This is a genomic window from Moraxella oblonga NBRC 102422, from assembly GCF_001598275.1.
In the GTDB taxonomy this organism is placed as follows: Bacteria; Pseudomonadota; Gammaproteobacteria; order Pseudomonadales; family Moraxellaceae; genus Moraxella; species Moraxella oblonga.
In genome coordinates, this window is sequence record NZ_BCYQ01000005.1 from 1 (window position 1) to 16,838 (window position 16,838).

The 16,838-nt window shown below is 43.0% G+C and carries 15 protein-coding genes and 1 other RNA gene; 6 read left to right on the forward strand and 10 right to left on the reverse strand.

Going from position 1 to position 16,838, the window contains the following annotated elements; translation table 11 throughout:
* Positions 1-83 precede the first annotated feature (83 nt).
* The 4 genes from htpG to clpB form a co-directional block, all read right to left on the reverse strand.
* The gene (gene htpG, locus MOB01S_RS00920) at positions 84-2,018 is read right to left on the reverse strand and encodes a molecular chaperone HtpG (protein WP_066800245.1); all 1,935 of its coding nucleotides are present in this window, start codon (positions 2,016-2,018) and stop codon (positions 84-86) included.
* Positions 2,019-2,108: 90 nt separating this feature from the next.
* The gene (locus MOB01S_RS00925) at positions 2,109-2,588 is read right to left on the reverse strand and encodes a hypothetical protein (protein ID WP_066800247.1); all 480 of its coding nucleotides are present in this window, start codon (positions 2,586-2,588) and stop codon (positions 2,109-2,111) included.
* Between the two features lie 362 nt (positions 2,589-2,950).
* Positions 2,951-3,445: a hypothetical protein gene (locus MOB01S_RS00930; RefSeq protein WP_066800249.1), complete on the reverse strand. Its 495-nt coding sequence runs from the start codon at positions 3,443-3,445 to the stop codon at positions 2,951-2,953.
* A 103-nt stretch (positions 3,446-3,548) separates the two neighbouring features.
* The gene (gene clpB, locus MOB01S_RS00935) at positions 3,549-6,122 is read right to left on the reverse strand and encodes an ATP-dependent chaperone ClpB (RefSeq protein WP_066800254.1); all 2,574 of its coding nucleotides are present in this window, start codon (positions 6,120-6,122) and stop codon (positions 3,549-3,551) included.
* Between the two features lie 252 nt (positions 6,123-6,374).
* On the opposite strand from clpB, the gene MOB01S_RS00940 reads away from it, so the two are divergent.
* Positions 6,375-6,929 carry a carboxymuconolactone decarboxylase family protein gene (locus MOB01S_RS00940; protein WP_066800257.1) on the forward strand — a complete coding sequence of 185 codons (555 nt, stop codon included), beginning with the start codon at positions 6,375-6,377 and terminating at the stop codon, positions 6,927-6,929.
* 39 nt (positions 6,930-6,968) lie between these two features.
* Positions 6,969-7,325, forward strand: a transfer-messenger RNA (tmRNA) gene (gene ssrA / locus MOB01S_RS00945).
* A gap of 252 nt (positions 7,326-7,577) precedes the next feature.
* Here the strand turns inward: ssrA and MOB01S_RS00950 are convergent.
* The 5 genes from MOB01S_RS00950 to ruvC all read right to left on the reverse strand — a co-directional run bounded on the left by MOB01S_RS00950 (position 7,578) and on the right by ruvC (position 11,728).
* Positions 7,578-8,882: a solute carrier family 23 protein gene (locus MOB01S_RS00950; RefSeq protein WP_066800259.1), complete on the reverse strand. Its 1,305-nt coding sequence runs from the start codon at positions 8,880-8,882 to the stop codon at positions 7,578-7,580.
* 10 nt (positions 8,883-8,892) lie between these two features.
* Positions 8,893-9,750, reverse strand: coding sequence for a hypothetical protein (locus MOB01S_RS00955; RefSeq protein WP_066800261.1), 858 nt, complete (start codon positions 9,748-9,750; stop codon positions 8,893-8,895).
* Positions 9,751-9,786: 36 nt separating this feature from the next.
* Complete coding sequence (locus MOB01S_RS00960; protein ID WP_066800265.1) at positions 9,787-10,446, reverse strand: hypothetical protein; 660 nt, start codon at positions 10,444-10,446, stop codon at positions 9,787-9,789.
* A gap of 219 nt (positions 10,447-10,665) precedes the next feature.
* On the reverse strand, positions 10,666-11,127 hold the full coding sequence (locus MOB01S_RS00965) for a tetratricopeptide repeat protein (RefSeq protein ID WP_066800267.1): 462 nt from the start codon (positions 11,125-11,127) through the stop codon (positions 10,666-10,668).
* A gap of 10 nt (positions 11,128-11,137) precedes the next feature.
* Entirely contained in the window at positions 11,138-11,728 is a 591-nt protein-coding gene (gene ruvC, locus MOB01S_RS00970; RefSeq protein ID WP_066800269.1) for a crossover junction endodeoxyribonuclease RuvC, read from the reverse strand.
* 137 nt (positions 11,729-11,865) lie between these two features.
* On the opposite strand from ruvC, the gene MOB01S_RS00975 reads away from it, so the two are divergent.
* From MOB01S_RS00975 to MOB01S_RS00985, 4 genes are all read left to right on the forward strand, one after another.
* Positions 11,866-12,417 (forward strand): FxsA family protein, encoded by a 552-nt coding sequence (locus MOB01S_RS00975; RefSeq protein WP_066800272.1) that lies wholly within the window; start codon positions 11,866-11,868, stop codon positions 12,415-12,417.
* A 156-nt stretch (positions 12,418-12,573) separates the two neighbouring features.
* Positions 12,574-14,490 (forward strand): OmpA family protein, encoded by a 1,917-nt coding sequence (locus tag MOB01S_RS00980; RefSeq protein ID WP_066800275.1) that lies wholly within the window; start codon positions 12,574-12,576, stop codon positions 14,488-14,490.
* Positions 14,471-14,632 carry a hypothetical protein gene (locus MOB01S_RS12280; RefSeq protein ID WP_157073855.1) on the forward strand — a complete coding sequence of 54 codons (162 nt, stop codon included), beginning with the start codon at positions 14,471-14,473 and terminating at the stop codon, positions 14,630-14,632. The genes MOB01S_RS00980 and MOB01S_RS12280 overlap by 20 nt, the downstream gene beginning before the upstream one ends.
* Positions 14,625-15,215: a pseudouridine synthase gene (locus MOB01S_RS00985; RefSeq protein WP_066800278.1), complete on the forward strand. Its 591-nt coding sequence runs from the start codon at positions 14,625-14,627 to the stop codon at positions 15,213-15,215. The genes MOB01S_RS12280 and MOB01S_RS00985 overlap by 8 nt, the downstream gene beginning before the upstream one ends.
* 71 nt (positions 15,216-15,286) lie before the next feature.
* Here the strand turns inward: MOB01S_RS00985 and MOB01S_RS00990 are convergent, their stop codons facing one another.
* Entirely contained in the window at positions 15,287-16,789 is a 1,503-nt protein-coding gene (locus tag MOB01S_RS00990; RefSeq protein WP_066800281.1) for an alanine/glycine:cation symporter family protein, read from the reverse strand.
* Between the last annotated feature and the right edge of the window lie 49 nt (positions 16,790-16,838).

The following is a 16,838-nucleotide window of genomic DNA, read 5'->3' on the forward strand; positions in this document are numbered from 1 at the left end:
TGAAACAATCATTCTGTTTTTTATTAAACACAAAAAAACACCCCACACATCGCATGGGGGTGTTTTATCAACCAATCATAAGTTTACTTTAACAACAGTTTATTGATGCGTTTTAGATAACCTGCTGGGTCAGTCGGCTGTCCACCGTCTGCAATCAATGCTTGGTCAAAAATCACTTCTGCCAAATCATCAAAATCGCCAGTGCTTTCTAAACGGTTGATGAGTGGGTGCGTGGGGTTGATTTCTAGGATTGGCTTGACATCAGGCACAGGTTGCCCCATGGCTTTTAGCATTTGTGCCATTTGAGGGGTTAGCTCGCCATCACCCACAACTAGGCAGGCAGGAGAGTCCACCAGACGGCTGGTAACTCGCACATCTTTGGCTTTATTGCCCAATACGCCTTTTAGACGCTCAACCACAGGTTTAAATTGCTCTTCTTGTTTTTTAACTTCTTCTTTTTCACTTTCATCGGTCAAATCACCCAAATCCACCGCCCCTTTGGCGATGTTTTGTAGTGGCGTGTCATCAAATGAGGTCAAAAAGTTCATCGCCCATTCGTCCACTTTGGAAGTCATTAGAATAACTTCAATGCCTTTTTTGTTAAAAAGTTCAAGCTGTGGCGAGTTTTTGGCAGACACAAGGTTGTCAGCGGTTAGATAATAAATCGCTTTTTGACCTTCTTTCATGCGTGCTTTGTAGTCGGCAAAACCTGTGCTGACACTATCGTTTTGGCTTGTGGCATAGCGAAGTAGCTTGGCAATACGCTCTTGGTTGACTTGGTCTTCGCCCAAACCTTCTTTGATAACATCACCAAATTCACGATAAAAATCGGTAAATTTGGCTTGTTTGCTTTCGTCCTCAGAATTTGCCAAACTTGCCAAGAGTGTCAAAACACGGCGAGCATTGCCCTCACGAATGGATTTGACATCACGGCTTTCTTGCAAGATTTCACGGCTGACATTAAGTGGCAAATCTGCACTGTCAATCACGCCCTTGACAAAACGCAAATACATGGGCAGTAGCTGTTCGGCATCGTCCATGATAAAGACACGTTTGACGTAAAGTTTTAGCCCACGTTGATGTTCACGAGCATAGAGGTCAAAGGGGGCTTTTTTGGGAATGTACAAAAGTTGAGTGTACTGCACACGTCCCTCTACTCGGTTGTGCGTCCAAGTGAGTGGCTCATCAAAATCATAGCTGACTGTTTTGTAAAACTCGCTATACTCCTCATCGCCAATCTCACTTGGGCTACGAGTCCAAAGGGCGGATGCTTTGTTGATGGTTTCCCACTCATCGGTCAAAATCATCTCGCCGTTTGGTACAGGGGCGTTTTCGTCCTGCTCAACGTCCTCTTGCCAAACTTCTTTACGCATTTGGATAGGTAGACTGATGTGGTCGGAGTATTTTGAAACCAATGATTTGATTTTGTAGCGGTCAAGATAGCCATATTCACCCTCTTCACGCTCTACATATTCATCTTTTAGGTGAAGCGTGATGGTTGTGCCACGAGTAGCCTTGTCAATACTTTCAGTTGTAAATGACCCTGTACCATCTGATACCCAACGTACACCGCTATCGCTTGGCTCGCCTGCTTTACGGCTCTCAACACTGATTTTGTCCGCCACAATAAAGCCTGAATAAAAGCCTACGCCAAACTGTCCAATCAGATGACCGTCCTTTTTGTCAGCGTCCGACAGTTTGTCCAAAAAGGCTTTTGTGCCTGATTTGGCAATCGTACCTAGATTGTCAATCACGTCCGCCTCGTTCATGCCAATGCCATTGTCAGAAATGGTCAAGGTTTTGGCATCTTTATCAATCTCAATACGAATGGCAAGCGAGCCGTCATTTTCGTACAGGCTGTCGTCCGATGTCGCCAAAAAGCGTAATTTATCACACGCATCAGAGGCATTGGAAACCAGCTCACGGATAAAAATATCTGGGTTTGAGTACAAAGAATGAGTAACAAGGTGTAGAAGTTGATTAACTTCGGTTTCAAAGGTATGATTTTTTACGGTCATAAAAATATCCTGCTAATGAAAATTAACAGGATAAAAATAGGGATAAGGGCGAATTTTTCAAGGGTGAAAATTGTCCAAATTCAATCCATATCATTTAAGTTTGCACGTTGATACAGATGAACGCATCATATCCGCCAATTCATCATCAGCCGACAAGGTGGCAACAATGTTGCTTTGAAGGTAGCTGGTGATGACAGGAATGAACTCTTTGTAGTCCGCCTCATTGTGCTTAGTGGAGTCAATACTGCGACCAAACGACCTAAGGTCGCCCACACGCAACTCTTCAAACATTTCTTGACCGAGCGGTGTGTCAAAGAATTTATCCAAGAGTTGTTGCTCGCTTTTGTTTATACTACCCTCTATATGTGTTACCGCCAGTCTGTCCATGATGGGTTTAAGTGCATTGCCTACGCATTGTTGTTTTGTGGCATTTACATCCTCAAAACTTTCCTTAACAGCAACGGACACCGCTTGATTAAGCATCAACTTAGTAAAATCAGTGGTCGCCCCTGTATAGGCAAATGCTTGTGTGGACAAAAACAGGCACGCACCGAGCAGATACTTTTTCATGATAACTCCGACATGGAAAAATGTTTAAACCATCATAGCACAATCATGGGGGCGGTGCAATGTAAAACACCCCAAAACTCATTTGGGGTGTTTTTTGATAGGACATCAATTCAATTTTAATTTCTCAAAACCAAGTCGCCCATTATCCACCACAACAAAAATGGTATCGCCTGATACAAATTCGCCTGCAATAAGCTTTTGGGCAAAGAATGGGTAACAAGGTGTAGAAGTTGATTAACTTCGGTTTCACAGGTATGATTTTTTTACGGTTATAAAAATATCCTGCTAATGAAAATTAACAGGATAAAAATAGGGATAAGGGCGAATTTTTCAAGGGTAAAAATCACCCAACTTTTTTACCATTATTTATCACTAAAATCCATAAGTCCACAAGTTATGGTATACATCAACATATCCGACAGCAACTCCTTATCAGCCGATAAAGTAGCAACAACATCGCCCTTGCCATATTTTGGAAGAACCTCTTTATATTGGCGATAGTCTGCCTCATTGTATTTTTCAAGGTCAATACCGTCACCAAAATCATCAAGATTACCTGCACGCAACTCTTTAAACATCTCTTTACCAAGTGGCGTATCAAAAAAGTTATCCATCAGTTTTTGTTCGCTTTTGGTCAAAACCTTATCAACGTGTACAACTGCCAACCTGCCTAGTGTAGGTTTGAGTGCATCGCCCATACATTGCTGTTGTTTCGCATCTACACCATCAAAACTCTCTACAACGGAGGCTGTCATGGCTTGGTTAAACATCAGTTTGGTAAAGTCCACCGTCGCTCCTGTATAGGCGAACACTTGGGTAGACAAAAATAGACACGCACCCAGTAGATATTTTTTCATGATAGCTCCGACATGGTAAATTTTGAAACATCATAACACAATCATCAACATTGTGCAATGCAAAAACACCCCAAAACTCATTTGGGGTGTTTTTGATAGGACATCAATTCAATTTTAATTTCTCAAAACCAAGTCGCCCATTATCCACCACAACAGAAATGGTATCGCCTGATACAAATTCGCCTGCAATGAGCTTTTGGGCAAGGGGATTTTCAATCTCTTGTAAAATGGCTCTTTTGAGTGGTCTTGCTCCAAAGACAGGGTCATACCCCACCGACACCAGTTCACTCATCGCCTCATCTGATAGTACAAGGTCAAGCTCTTTTTCTTTGAGTCTGGCTCTTAGGCGGTCAAGCTGAATGCTGGCAATGCCTGCCATTTGTGCTTGCCCAAGTGGGTGAAAGACCACAATTTCATCAATGCGATTGATAAACTCTGGGCGAAAATGGGCATTAACCGATTCCATTACCGCTGATTTGATTTCATTGTATTCATCGCCTGCCATTTCAAAGATTTTATGACTGCCAAGATTTGAGGTCATAATAATCACTGTATTTTTAAAATCCACCACACGCCCCTGAGAGTCGGTTAGTCGCCCATCGTCCAAGACTTGTAGTAAGATATTAAAGACATCGGGGTGGGCTTTTTCCACTTCATCAAACAACACAACACTATAAGGCTTACGCCGTACGCTTTCGGTCAAAACTCCGCCTTCTTCATAACCGACATAACCAGGAGGTGCACCCACCAGACGGCTGACGCTGTGTTTTTCCATAAATTCACTCATATCAATGCGAACCATTGCGGTTTCATCATCAAATAAGAAACTTGCTAGGGCTTTGGTTAGCTCAGTTTTGCCAACCCCTGTTGGTCCAAGAAACAAGAACGAACCACTGGGGCGATTTGGGTCAGAAAGTCCTGCACGGCTACGGCGAACGGCATTGGCAACCGCCTTGAGTGCCTCATCTTGACCAACTACCCGATGGTGCAAAACGCTCTCCATCGCAAGTAGTTTTTCTTTTTCGCCTTGCATCATTTTGGCAACAGGAATGCCTGTGGCTGCCGAGACAACTTCGGCAATTTCATTGTCGGTTACTTTGTTTCTAAGTAATTTTGGCAAGCCTGTTTCATCGTGTTGTTCATCGGCAATCTTCTTTTGTAGTTCTGGAATAACACCATATTGTAGGCGACCTGCCTCAGCAAAATCACCCTCTCTTTGTGCCTTGTCCAAAGCAATGCGTGCCTTATCAAGTTCAACTTGGGCGGTTTTGGTGCCTTCTACTAGGGCTTTTTCGCTTTTCCAAATCTCCTCTAAGTCATTGTATTCACGGCTTAGTTCATCAATTTGGGCTTGTAGATGTTTTACTTGCGATTGTGAACCTGCATCGTCTTCTTTTTTGACCGTTTCTAACTGCATTTTTAATTGGATAATACGGCGGTCAAGTTTGTCAAGGCTTTCAGGCTTGCTATCTAGTTCCATTTTAATCCTAGATGCCGCCTCATCAATCAAATCAATGGCTTTATCGGGTAGTTTACGGTCGGTAATGTAGCGGTGCGACATTTTGGCGGCAGCGATGATGGCACTGTCAAGAATTTTGACACCGTGATGAAGTTCGTAGCGTTCCTTTAAACCACGCAAAATGGCAATGGTATCCTCCACGCTTGGCTCATCAACCAAAACCTTTTGAAAACGGCGTTCTAGTGCTGGGTCTTTTTCAATGTATTGGCGGTATTCATCAAGCGTGGTTGCCCCAACACAGCGTAACTCACCACGAGCAAGAGCGGGTTTTAGCATATTGCCTGCGTCCATTGCCCCTGATGTTTTGCCAGCACCAACCATTGTGTGCAATTCATCAATAAATAGGATAATGTTGCCATCTTGCTTGGCAAGGTCATTTAATACCCCTTTTAGCCGTTCTTCAAATTCGCCGTGGTATTTTGCCCCTGCAATAAGTGACCCCATATCCAAAGATAGGACTTCCTTATTTTTTAGGCTTTCTGGTACTTCGCCATTGATAATTCGTTGGGCAAGCCCTTCCACAATGGCGGTTTTTCCCACGCCTGGTTCACCGATGAGAACAGGGTTATTTTTGGTGCGTCTAGATAATACCTGTACAGTACGGCGAATCTCATCATCTCGTCCAATCACAGGGTCAAGTTTACCTTCACGGGCTCGTTCGGTCAAATTAATGGTATATTTTTCTAGGGCATTTCTAGTTTCTTCAGCATTTGCACTTTTCACGGTGTTGCCTCCTCTGATGTGGTTGATGATGGCTTGTAGTTTTTGGGTATTTAGCCCTGATTGTTCTAAAATGGTTTTGCTGTCGGCAGTTTGAGTTAGGGCAAATAATGCCCATTCACTTGCAACATAATCATCGCCTGCTTCGCTGGCAAATTTTTCGCTTAAATTTAAAACTTGCACCAAGTCAGGAGCAAGATTTGCCTGCCCTGTTGGTGTGGATAAGGTTGCCAGTGCCTCTAACTTTTTATCAAGTGCCATTTGTAAATTATGAAAATTTACCCCTGCTTGGGTAAGCATAGATTGCACGCTTTCATCATTAAGCATTACCGCCAGCAAATGCACAGCAAAAATGGCGGTGTTATTGCGACTCACGGCAAGAGATTGGGCGGATTGTAGGGTTTTTTGCAGTTTTTGGGTGTATTTGTCAAAGTTCATCACGTTCTCACTGTTTGATTTACTTGTCAAATATATGCTTGACAAATGCAAAATTTTCAATAACAAGTTTTCTGGCAAACCATTAAAATTTTATAAATTATTGATTTAAAATAAAATTTTTAAATTTTCAAAAAGATCTTGTAATTTTGATGGTTATTCCCATATAGAGTTCATGTATTAAATTGGTATGTTGCCCAATCAATACAAATAAAAATCATTATCTAAAATAGTTACTTTGACAGGAGACCCATCATGACTCGCCTCACCCTACACACCCTAGACACCGCCCCAGAAAAAGCCAAAGAGCGTGTAGAAGCTGTCCAAAAAGCCAATGGCTTTATCCCAAATCTCATTGGTGTACTTGCCAACTCACCACAAGCTCTTGAAATGTATCAAGAAGTAAGCAAAATGAACAGTAAAAACTCACTCACTCCTGAGGAGATTGAAGTGGTACAGATTACTGCTGCCGCCCACAATGGCTGTGATTTTTGTATTGCTGGACACACCAAGATTGCTGAAGCCCGCCTAAATATGTCGCCTGCGGTGGTAGAGGCATTACGCACTCGCACCAATATTGACGAAAACGCCAAATATCAAGCCTTAGCCCAGTTTACTATGGCACTCATTGACAAACGTGGTCAAGTGTCTGATGAAGAATTGAACGCCTTTAAATCAGCAGGTTACAACGACCAAAATGTCCTAGATGTTATCATGGGTGTGGCACTTGCCACCTTGTGCAACTATGCCAACACAGTGGCTAAGACCGACATCAATCCAGAACTTGCTCCTTTTGGACCAAATCGCTGATTGACTTGTGGGTCAATATCTGCTAGAATGGGCGAAATTGGGGATGTTCTGGCTTCGACGCTGGTAATGAAACTCAATGATGCATGTCAAGAGCGTATGTCTCTTGTAAATAAACATACATTTAAAATAGTCGCAAACGACGAAACTTACGCACTAGCAGCCTAAGGGCGCTTGGGTCGGCACAGATTGCCTTTGGTCTGGTTGCTCACCCCGATGCGAACGCACAAAGGATAGCATCTGTTAGCGTTGCGATGGCAGGTGCGAACTCTTAGCAAATCGTCCAAGCCTACCTGACTGTCGGTTCGGTGCGGATTAAAGCCATAGACAGATTCTAAGCATGTAGAGTCATGGGCGTAGTGCTGGCGGACGCGGGTTCAACTCCCGCCATCTCCACCACTTTATAACAATCACCAAAATTATCAGCAATTAAAGAACCCCTTGTAAATTAGAATTTATAAGGGGTTTTGCTTTGTCTAAATCATCAACGAACACCACGAACAATGACAACCAAACAAAATCACGCACAATCCACGTGTCCATTAACCTAAAAATTGGTACAAAATTCGCCATTAAATCGTAGGGGGCATAATTGCAATTGACCCCCACATCACAAATCGTACCAAATTTTAGTTCGTTGTGATAGATGGCTTACATCAAGCCATCTTTATCTTTGGCAAGCCCAAGTACCCAATTGAGCAAAATTGCTACAAAGGTTGCCGTGCCAATACCACCCAAATCAAATGAACCTATCATCAAGCCAAAATTACCAGTACCCAAAATCACGGTAATTGCTCCAACCATGAGATTTTTATTATCACTAAAATCCACGTTATTATCAATCCAAATTTTTGCCCCAGCAATGGTAATCAGACCAAACACCACAACAGAAGCTCCTGTCAGCACAGGTGTAGGAATGGTTTGGATTAATGCACCAAATTTTGGTGATAAACCCAAACAAATGGCAAATACACCCGCCACCACAAACACAAGCGTAGAATATACACGAGTGATTGCCATAACACCGATGTTTTCGCCATAAGTCGTCATGCCTGTACCGCCCACACCTGCCGATAGAGCGGTCGCTACACCGTCTGCCACAAATGCTTTGCCAAGTTGCGGGGTCAAATTTTCACCCGTCATTGCCCCTACCGCCTTGATGTGTCCTAAGTTTTCAGCAACAAGGATGAATGCCACAGGAGCAATAATAAGTATGGCGTTCACCTCAAAAATAGGCGTGTGAAAATTTGGCACACCAAACCAGCTTGCTTGTCTAATCACCCCAAAATCAATCGGCGTCCCAAGCTCCATACCATTAGCAACGATGGCATAAATCACATATGCCATCACAAGCCCCACAAGTAGCAGCAAGCGTTTTAAGAAACCCTTAGCAAATACTGCAATACCACTCATACATAGCACCGTAACAAGTGTCATGGCAAGCTCAAAAGGCTTACCTGCTACTGCCGACACCGTAACAGGGGCAAGATTTAACCCAATAATCATCACCACCGCACCTGTAACCACAGGAGGCATGAGCTTTTCAATCCAGCGAGTGCCTGTCCCCATGACAACAAAACCAATAAGTGCATAAACCACACCACAAGCGATGATACCACCCAACGCCACACCCAAATTAGGATTTGCCCCACTTCCTGTGGCGTGAGCGGTGGCAGCAGCAACCACACCGATAAATGCAAAGGACGACCCCAGATAGCTAGGCACTCGCCCACCTGTCATGACAAAAAATAAAATGGTACAAATCCCACTCATCATAATGGCAAGATTGGCATCAAACCCCATCAAAATAGGAGCAAGCACAGTCGCCCCAAACATTGCCAGTACGTGCTGAATGCCAAGCATGACGGTTTGGGCAGGGGGAAGGTATTCGTTCGTGGCGACAGGATGCGTGGCGATGTCGCCTTGATAGGGTTTGAATTTGGGGAAAAACGACATAACAACTCCGTTAAATTTCGCTATTTTGTTGGTTTAACTGTGAATGATTTGGACTGATATGAAAAATATCAAAATAGGCAATGGATATGCCCATGAGTGACATTGGAAAAAACACCAAAAACAACATCAACGCAAATAATGCCAAATAACCAGTGGCATATAACAGCACAAAGGAAATCACAAATTGTATCAATACATAAACTGTCAAAGGCGTGATGTTTTTTAGATAAGATTTAAAACTTAATCGCAAGGCAGGTTTAATTTTATAATTATCAAAAATTACCAGCAGGGGCATAAATAACGTTGCCATAATCACAGGTAAAAAGATGACCCAATAAATCGCCAACACCAAATAATTGTTGAGTAAATTGGTTAACGCAAAAGATGACCAATTGGTATTTAAATAAAAATAAACCTGCTCATAATGCGAAAACTTGACAAATAACATCATCAATCCTGTGATGACACCCCACAACATCAAGCCATACACGGCATAAATGACGGCGATGATAGCAAATAATAAGGTGAATGATTTGAGATTTTCTGACATGAATACCATGCCGTCCGCCATATCCACAGTGCGTGCGGTGTATTTTGCTTTGGCAATAAAAACCACGCTACCATAATAAATAAACAAAAAGTATGCCTGCACCACCAACGCCAATACTGGCAATACACTAAATGCCATTATCATGGCTAATAATACCACCACCCACCATAAAAAGGTGGATATTATCCACATAAATGGTTTTTGCCAAAACAATCCCCACGCCAATCTCACCCAATCAAAGGCATGGCGAATTGATAGGGAGTGATTGGGCGTGGTCAAATCGCTATTTGGCGTTTGGTAGGGATTATGTTCGTTCATTGGGTTCATTGATGATATAGTTAAAGTTAGCAATCATCACCGCGACAACATACCCAAATAAATCAGCTGCAACGGTGCGGTGACCACATCAGCCACAAAGGCAAAAGGCATTAATAAGGCTCGTTTGGCTTTATCGTCTCTTAGATGCGTGATGTAAATGGGATAAGTGCCTTTGACGGGTTGTAAGGTGGCGTTGGGCGGGGTGGTTTTATCATAAACTGCCACCGAAAATGTCATTTTACAACCACCATAGGGTTTAGGGAAGTCGGTGTAACAATAACGGTCTAATAACTCTTTTTCTTGGGCAGTAATGAGATTTTCTGGTTTATCATAAGAAAAATGAAAAAAGACATGATTATCTGTGGTATCGTGCCGATCATGGCGAACTGTAAACTCAATCGGCTTGGGCTTAAAATGCTTTAAATCCAGCACTTTGCCAATGTTGTTTAGATTATCCAGATTTTTGCCATCATCATAAGTATCATTGAGTTCATAAGTGTATTTATCACCCAAAATTACCATCAAATCACGTCTTGGCGTACCATCTGCCGAGACGTAATTTAACATATAACGCACGTGGTCGTGTTCGGTGGTTTTGATGCTTATGTTGGTTTTACTATTCACATGGGAAGTGACACAGCCTTGTAACATGAGTGCTGTCAAACCAAAGATACCAGCGATTTTAACCATATTCATGACATACTCCAATGAGATTTTATTTTCCACAAAAAAGCGACAATTAAACAATCATCGCTTTGTGATTTTATTGGGATTTTAAAGGGTTGGCAATTAACTCATGTTTGTTTAAAAGATAACACTCCTTTTTATGGGTGATTTTATCAGCATGAGACATAACTACAAACAACCAAAACATAAAAACCCTTTGCGTGTTGTGATTACAATTAAGATTAATTATTATTTATTGCAAGGTTCAAGATTAACTTTTGCAATGATACTATCATCACCATGAAAGGCTTTTTTGAGCCAATGGCAAGATTTTTCGTGGCTTTTTTCAAAGCGATAAGCACCCAATTTATAAGCATTACCCAACGCAATTTGAGCAGGTCTGTGGTCTAGCTCGGCTGATTTTAATAACCATTTTTCAGCTTCTTGGGGGCTGGTTTGAATCACCCCTTGCATGGGGGACGGCTCAATGTGCAACTGTCCTACTTGGTACATGGCGTCAGGATTGCCTTTTTGGGCAAGTTCCATAAGTTCATCAAAGGCTTTTTGTTGCACTTTGGCATTGCCTTTATTGTCCAAAATTTGCATGACGGCTTGATTGATGATTTCGGTTTGTTGCTCTGGCGATTGTGTGCCACACGCCACCAAAAATAGCGTGCAAGCCACCACCAAACTCATGCAACTTTTTTTCATGATTACCTCATTAAACCGTTTTTCTATTTAACAAGTCTTCTTCAGTCAGTCGCCACCGCCCCTTTTTTTTGCTTGCCGAGCGACCTGTTAAGGCACTATTGCCCAAAAGTTTGTGCATTGAATGGCTAGAATGGGCATGGCAAATGGCACACGCCAAGCCGTCCGATGCGTCCGCTTGTGGCACGACCGACAGCTCCAAAATACGGCACACCATCGCCGTTACTTGTTCTTTATCCGCTGCCCCATAACCACAGACGGCTTGTTTTATTTGGCGAGCGGTATATTCAGACACCGTCAAGCCCTGTGCGGTCAAAGATGCAATCGCTGCCCCACGAGCCTGCCCTAATTTTAAGGCACTGTCTGGATTGGTTGCCATGAACACCTGCTCAATGGCAGAATGTATCGGTTCATCATAGTATGTCTGATAATGCTGAACAATACGAGCAACACCCCCAAAAATTTGGCTAATTCGTATCGGCATATCCGCACCATCAGTGCGTATCGTACCTGCATCAATAAAAGTTAAACGGTCGCCAACAGCACGAATAATGCCATAGCCTGTCATACGAGAACCGGGGTCTATACCAATGATAAGCGTCATGTCAAAAAGGTGTTTGGGGTAGATAAATGTTAAAATTTGTTATTCATGCCTTTAAAAATTTGGCGTTCGCACAAACTTTTGGTATTATAAACCATTTTATGTTAAATTTCATCAGTTAAGTGTTTTGAGGAATGGTTATGGGCGTGGTTGTTGGTATCGCTTTGGTTTGGTTTATTATTGAAATGCTTGTGTGGTATCTGATTGCTCAATTTGTGAGTGGTTGGTTTGTGTTTATTTGGTTTGTTGTGGCGATTTTTATCGGACTTGCTCTCATCAAAAAATCCGCCAGCACCCTAAATCCTATGGCTCAACAAATGAAAGCCATGCAAAATGGCGTTATCCCCAACCCTGCCAATCAACCTGCAGAATCCGCCATCACAAAATCAGTGGCTATGGGCATTGCGGGCATTTTATTGCTCATACCCGGACTTTTGACAGACGTAGGGGCATTTTTGCTACTTCTTCCCGCCATTCAAAAAACACTAACCACCAAAGCCAAAAATTATGCCATGAAAAACCAAGACAAAATGATGGCAATGATGGCAAAACAAATGGGTGGTCAAAGCCCCTTTGGGGGAATGGGTGGACAAAATCCATTTGGGCAAAGTCCATTTGGACAAGGTGGTTTTGGCAAAAAAGGCACAACCATTGACACTACCGCCAAAATCAAATCCGCCAATGATGATTAACTATTGCAAAAACTGATTTGATGTAAGAGCCAACGTTTTGACGTTGGTTTTTTCATTTGGAAAATATATCTTATTCATCAAATAAATCAAAATTTCTCACTTTTTATCAAATTTAGGCTATAATAAGCGATTAAATTTGATTCATTAGGTGTATTTGTGGACATTGTACAGTATTTGCATGGCTTGGTTTCTCACCCTTTGGGCATTTCCAATGAAGATGTCAGTGCAGATTTATTAAAACAATACTACGCATTAAGCGTCATTCATATCGCAGAACATAACATTGACATCAAAGATAAAAAAAACCACAGCATTTTAAATGTCTGGGAAAAACAGACACTGCCATTGGCTAAACGATTGGCACGCAGTTTTCATATGGACGAAATGCAGACACTAACCTTGTTGCGCACAGTAACGCCACCTATGATGGTTGAATTAAATGGCGTGGTGGGTAATTTAGGTTTGTCCGAATTCTTAACACAGCATTTTCATCGCAGTCGCACGCATTTACCAGCGTGGTCATCGCAGTTTATTCGTGCTGATTTTATCAATCTTGATGAAATTATTGAAGTTGAAGAAACACCCTTCACCGAACCATCACCCGAACCTGCACAAGACAGTGATAACCCCATAGAACCCACCCCACACACTAAAAACCACACAGAGCCTGCCCCCAAGACCACCAAAAAAACTGCCAAACCTGTCAATAAACCCTTATGGATTGCAGGTGGGGTCGTGTCAGCATTGGCAGTGATTGGTGTGGGGATATGGCTTGCCCTATCGCCTACCGCCAATGACACGGTTACCTTAGAACCCAATATTGCCACACCCAATATTCAGCCATTGAGCGTTCCACGTGTTTCTATCACATCAGGAGATAATCACACATTGTACGCCTGTCAAGCCGAAGTCGGTAACGAAGACCTTCACAACCAACTTATGCAAATTTTACAAAAAAATTTCGGGCAAGTCAGTTGTATCATTGACATCAATAGTAATTTTGGCGTGTCTTTGGCAGGACTTGAACGCCTAGAAAGCATCATCGCCATGCTTAAAGCTGAACCATTTAGTAGTATTGAGATTGTTGGTGATGAGATTGTGGTCAATACACCCAATTCACAAGTGCTGACCCGTTTGGTAAATGACATTGCTTTGCTTGCACCCCAATTTAAAGTATCTGCCATGCCACCTTTGGATATAGGGGTTGCCACCAATCAAAGTCTAGAAAAAGCCACGCACGCCCTAAATGCTTTGGGCAACCCACCTGATGTGTATGACTTGGCACGAGCAATGAGTTTGCAAGTGCTTGATTTTAATGGTACAGACCAAGTTCCAGCACAAAACCATGCTGTTTTGGCTTTATCTGCCAAAAAATTAGCTCAAAACCCCAATGCCAAACTACTTATCATTTCCCATACAGACAACAACGGCACAGATCGTGCCACTAGCGTAAGTTTGGCACAAAATCAAGCCGAAGCGGTGCGTGCCTTTTTGATACAAAACGGCGTTAGCGACACCCAACTGGTTGCCAAAGGTGTGGGAGATGCTTTCCCAATTGCAGATAATGTGACGGCAGTGGGCAAATTTAAAAACCGCCGTACCGAATTTTTGGTCTACGATGAGTCAATTTTGCAAGCGTTGTCAGACAATCTGATTCCAGCTACCATGCCCCAAGACATGACAAATGTCGTAGCAAGTGGTGGTATGCCAAATAACGATGCCACCCCTGTTTATGTACCACCAATGGGGTCGGAAGCTGTCATGCCTACTGGCAACGCCATCACGCCAATGCCAGTACAGGGAATGCCTAATGCACAGACATATGCACCACCACCCCAACCTACCCAATTGGCTTCGCCCTACCCAAACGAAGTTGTCTACAACGCACCTGCCATCATGTCAGAAGTGGCACCACCTGCCATCACCATCACATCTGGCTCGTCATTGCCATCATCACCATCATCACCATCATCAGCCACGACATCTGTGGTTTCTGATGAGCTGTGGGAATTATCAAAACCTGTTCATGTTGAGACTGGCAAGGGGATTTCACATGAAATCATCGCAGAATAATAATGCTAACTTTACCAAAACACTCATGACGCTCGTGGCAATGGTGGTGATATCGGGACTTGTATGGCTTGGCATTCGCCAACTACAAACAGACGTAAAACCCGTTGCCAAACCTGTACCAAAGACGGTGCCTCATGAATAAAGTGGTGATATTCAACAAGCCCTACAACGTCCACAGTCAGTTTCGTAAAGACCATGATGAGATGGCAACGTTGGCGGATTTTTTTGATGATAAAAGTTTAAGAGTGGCAGGACGACTTGACAAAGACAGCGAGGGCTTACTCATCTTGACCGACAGCGGAGAGCTAAACCACGCTCTCACCACCCCTGCCCACAAAAAGGGTAAAATTGGCAAAACTTATCTGGTACAAGTAGAAAACACGCCCACGCAGATACAGCTTGATGCACTTCGGGCAGGCGTGCCACTCAAAGATGGCAAGACCTTACCTGCCAAAGTGAAACTGCTTGACACATTACCCATCACACTGTGGGAGCGACACCCACCCATCAGAGAACGCAAAAGCATTCCGACCGCTTGGCTATCCATCACCATTTTTGAAGGTAAAAACCGCCAAATTCGCCGTATGACTGCTCATGTGGGTTTGCCTTGTTTGAGGCTGATTCGTCATGCGGTGGGGACGTGTGTGCTTGGCGAGTTGGCGGTGGGGCAATCACGCACGCTACACCTAAATGACGAACAGACACGGCGAATTTTTGGGTTGTAGGGCATATCACAATTTAAGCCCACAAAAAAACCCTTTAATTGGTCATTAAAGGGTTTTTATTTTTACCAAATTTACCAAATATTTGATTTAACTTTGTTTTTCATGTTGGCATGATTATCCAACTTAAAAACTGGCTGATCCACACCTGCTTTGAGTTGTCCTGTATAATCCTTAATCATCACAAAAACATATTTGGATAACAGTACAATCACAACAATGTTGATAAACGCCATCACACCCATCGTAACATCACCCATATCCCAAACAATGGCAACTTTTGCCACCGCCCCAAAATACACAAAACCAAGCACCGCCATACGAAAGATGGTAAGAACGATGGGGTTATTTTTCAAAAATTGCATATTAGATTCAGCATAGGCATAGTTGCCAATGATGGTAGAGAACGCAAACAAAAACATCATGACCGCTAGAAAATACTGACCCCAATCACCGACGTGCATTTCTAAGGCTTTTTGGGTAAGCTGAATACCCGATAAATCACTGGTATTTTCTGGAAAAGTCGCCAGCAAAATCACAAAAGCTGTACAGGAGCAGACAATAATCGTATCTACAAACACCCCAAGCATTTGGATTATGCCTTGCTCCACAGGGTGCTTCACGTCCGCAGCAGCAGCAGCGTTGGGAGCAGAGCCTTGACCTGCTTCATTAGAATACAGACCACGTTTGATGCCTTGCATCATCGCCACCGACACCATAGAACCAAAAATACCGCCACCAACTGCTTCAAATTCAAAGGCCTTACTAAAAATAAGCCCAATCACACTTGGTACTTGTCCAATGTTAGTAACAATAACAAACAAAGCAATGGCGATATAAATGATTGCCATCACAGGCACAATCATTTCAGCGATTTTTGAGACACGAGCAATACCACCAAAGATAATGGGAGCACAGATGATAACCAAAAACGCCCCAACAATATGTTTATAAATCTGCCAATCTTGTTGGCAAGCATCATCTGCCCCTACACAACCAATCGCTGACTGCATCGCTTGGGTGATGGTGTTGGCTTGAATGGATTCATACACAAAACCAAAGCACACAATGAGTGAGATGGCAAAAACTGTACCAAGCCATTTTTGCCCAAGCCCTTGCTCAATATAGTAAGCAGGACCACCACGAAATTTACCCGTAACAGGATCTTTGATTTTAAAAAGTTGGGCAAGACTGGATTCGGCCAATGCCGAACACATACCAATCAGAGCAATCAGCCACATCCAAAAGACCGCCCCTGCCCCACCAATACCGATAGCAAGTGCCACACCGACGATGTTGCCCACACCGACACGGCTTGCCAGACCCGTTACAAAAGCCTGAAAGGCAGAAATACCTTCGCTTTCGTTATGTCCCTTGCGACTTGACAACATGACTTTAATACTGCGTCCAAACAGACGAAACTGGGCAAAGCCAGACATGATGGTAAAAAAGACACCCACAAAAATCAACACCCATAAAAGCACGTCCCAAAGTGGTGAACTTACCGCATTCACCACACAATGCAAATCATCAATCGTAGTGCTGGCGGACGCCACACAAGTAGAAAAATCTGACATTTTTATCACCTGTTTATTGTTAAAGTAATCAATGGTGGTACAATATAAT

Coding starts and splice junctions, on each gene's coding strand:
- MOB01S_RS00985 (WP_066800278.1), top strand. CDS start 14,625: ATGAATAAAGTGGTGATATTCAACAAGCCCTACAACGTCCACAGTCAG.
- ruvC (WP_066800269.1), bottom strand. CDS start 11,728: ATGACGCTTATCATTGGTATAGACCCCGGTTCTCGTATGACAGGCTAT.
- MOB01S_RS00960 (WP_066800265.1), bottom strand. CDS start 10,446: ATGAATATGGTTAAAATCGCTGGTATCTTTGGTTTGACAGCACTCATG.
- MOB01S_RS00990 (WP_066800281.1), bottom strand. CDS start 16,789: ATGTCAGATTTTTCTACTTGTGTGGCGTCCGCCAGCACTACGATTGAT.
- MOB01S_RS00925 (WP_066800247.1), bottom strand. CDS start 2,588: ATGAAAAAGTATCTGCTCGGTGCGTGCCTGTTTTTGTCCACACAAGCA.
- MOB01S_RS00940 (WP_066800257.1), top strand. CDS start 6,375: ATGACTCGCCTCACCCTACACACCCTAGACACCGCCCCAGAAAAAGCC.
- MOB01S_RS00930 (WP_066800249.1), bottom strand. CDS start 3,445: ATGAAAAAATATCTACTGGGTGCGTGTCTATTTTTGTCTACCCAAGTG.
- MOB01S_RS00955 (WP_066800261.1), bottom strand. CDS start 9,750: ATGAACGAACATAATCCCTACCAAACGCCAAATAGCGATTTGACCACG.
- clpB (WP_066800254.1), bottom strand. CDS start 6,122: ATGAACTTTGACAAATACACCCAAAAACTGCAAAAAACCCTACAATCC.
- MOB01S_RS00965 (WP_066800267.1), bottom strand. CDS start 11,127: ATGAAAAAAAGTTGCATGAGTTTGGTGGTGGCTTGCACGCTATTTTTG.
- MOB01S_RS00975 (WP_066800272.1), top strand. CDS start 11,866: ATGGGCGTGGTTGTTGGTATCGCTTTGGTTTGGTTTATTATTGAAATG.
- MOB01S_RS00950 (WP_066800259.1), bottom strand. CDS start 8,882: ATGTCGTTTTTCCCCAAATTCAAACCCTATCAAGGCGACATCGCCACG.
- htpG (WP_066800245.1), bottom strand. CDS start 2,018: ATGACCGTAAAAAATCATACCTTTGAAACCGAAGTTAATCAACTTCTA.
- MOB01S_RS12280 (WP_157073855.1), top strand. CDS start 14,471: ATGAAATCATCGCAGAATAATAATGCTAACTTTACCAAAACACTCATG.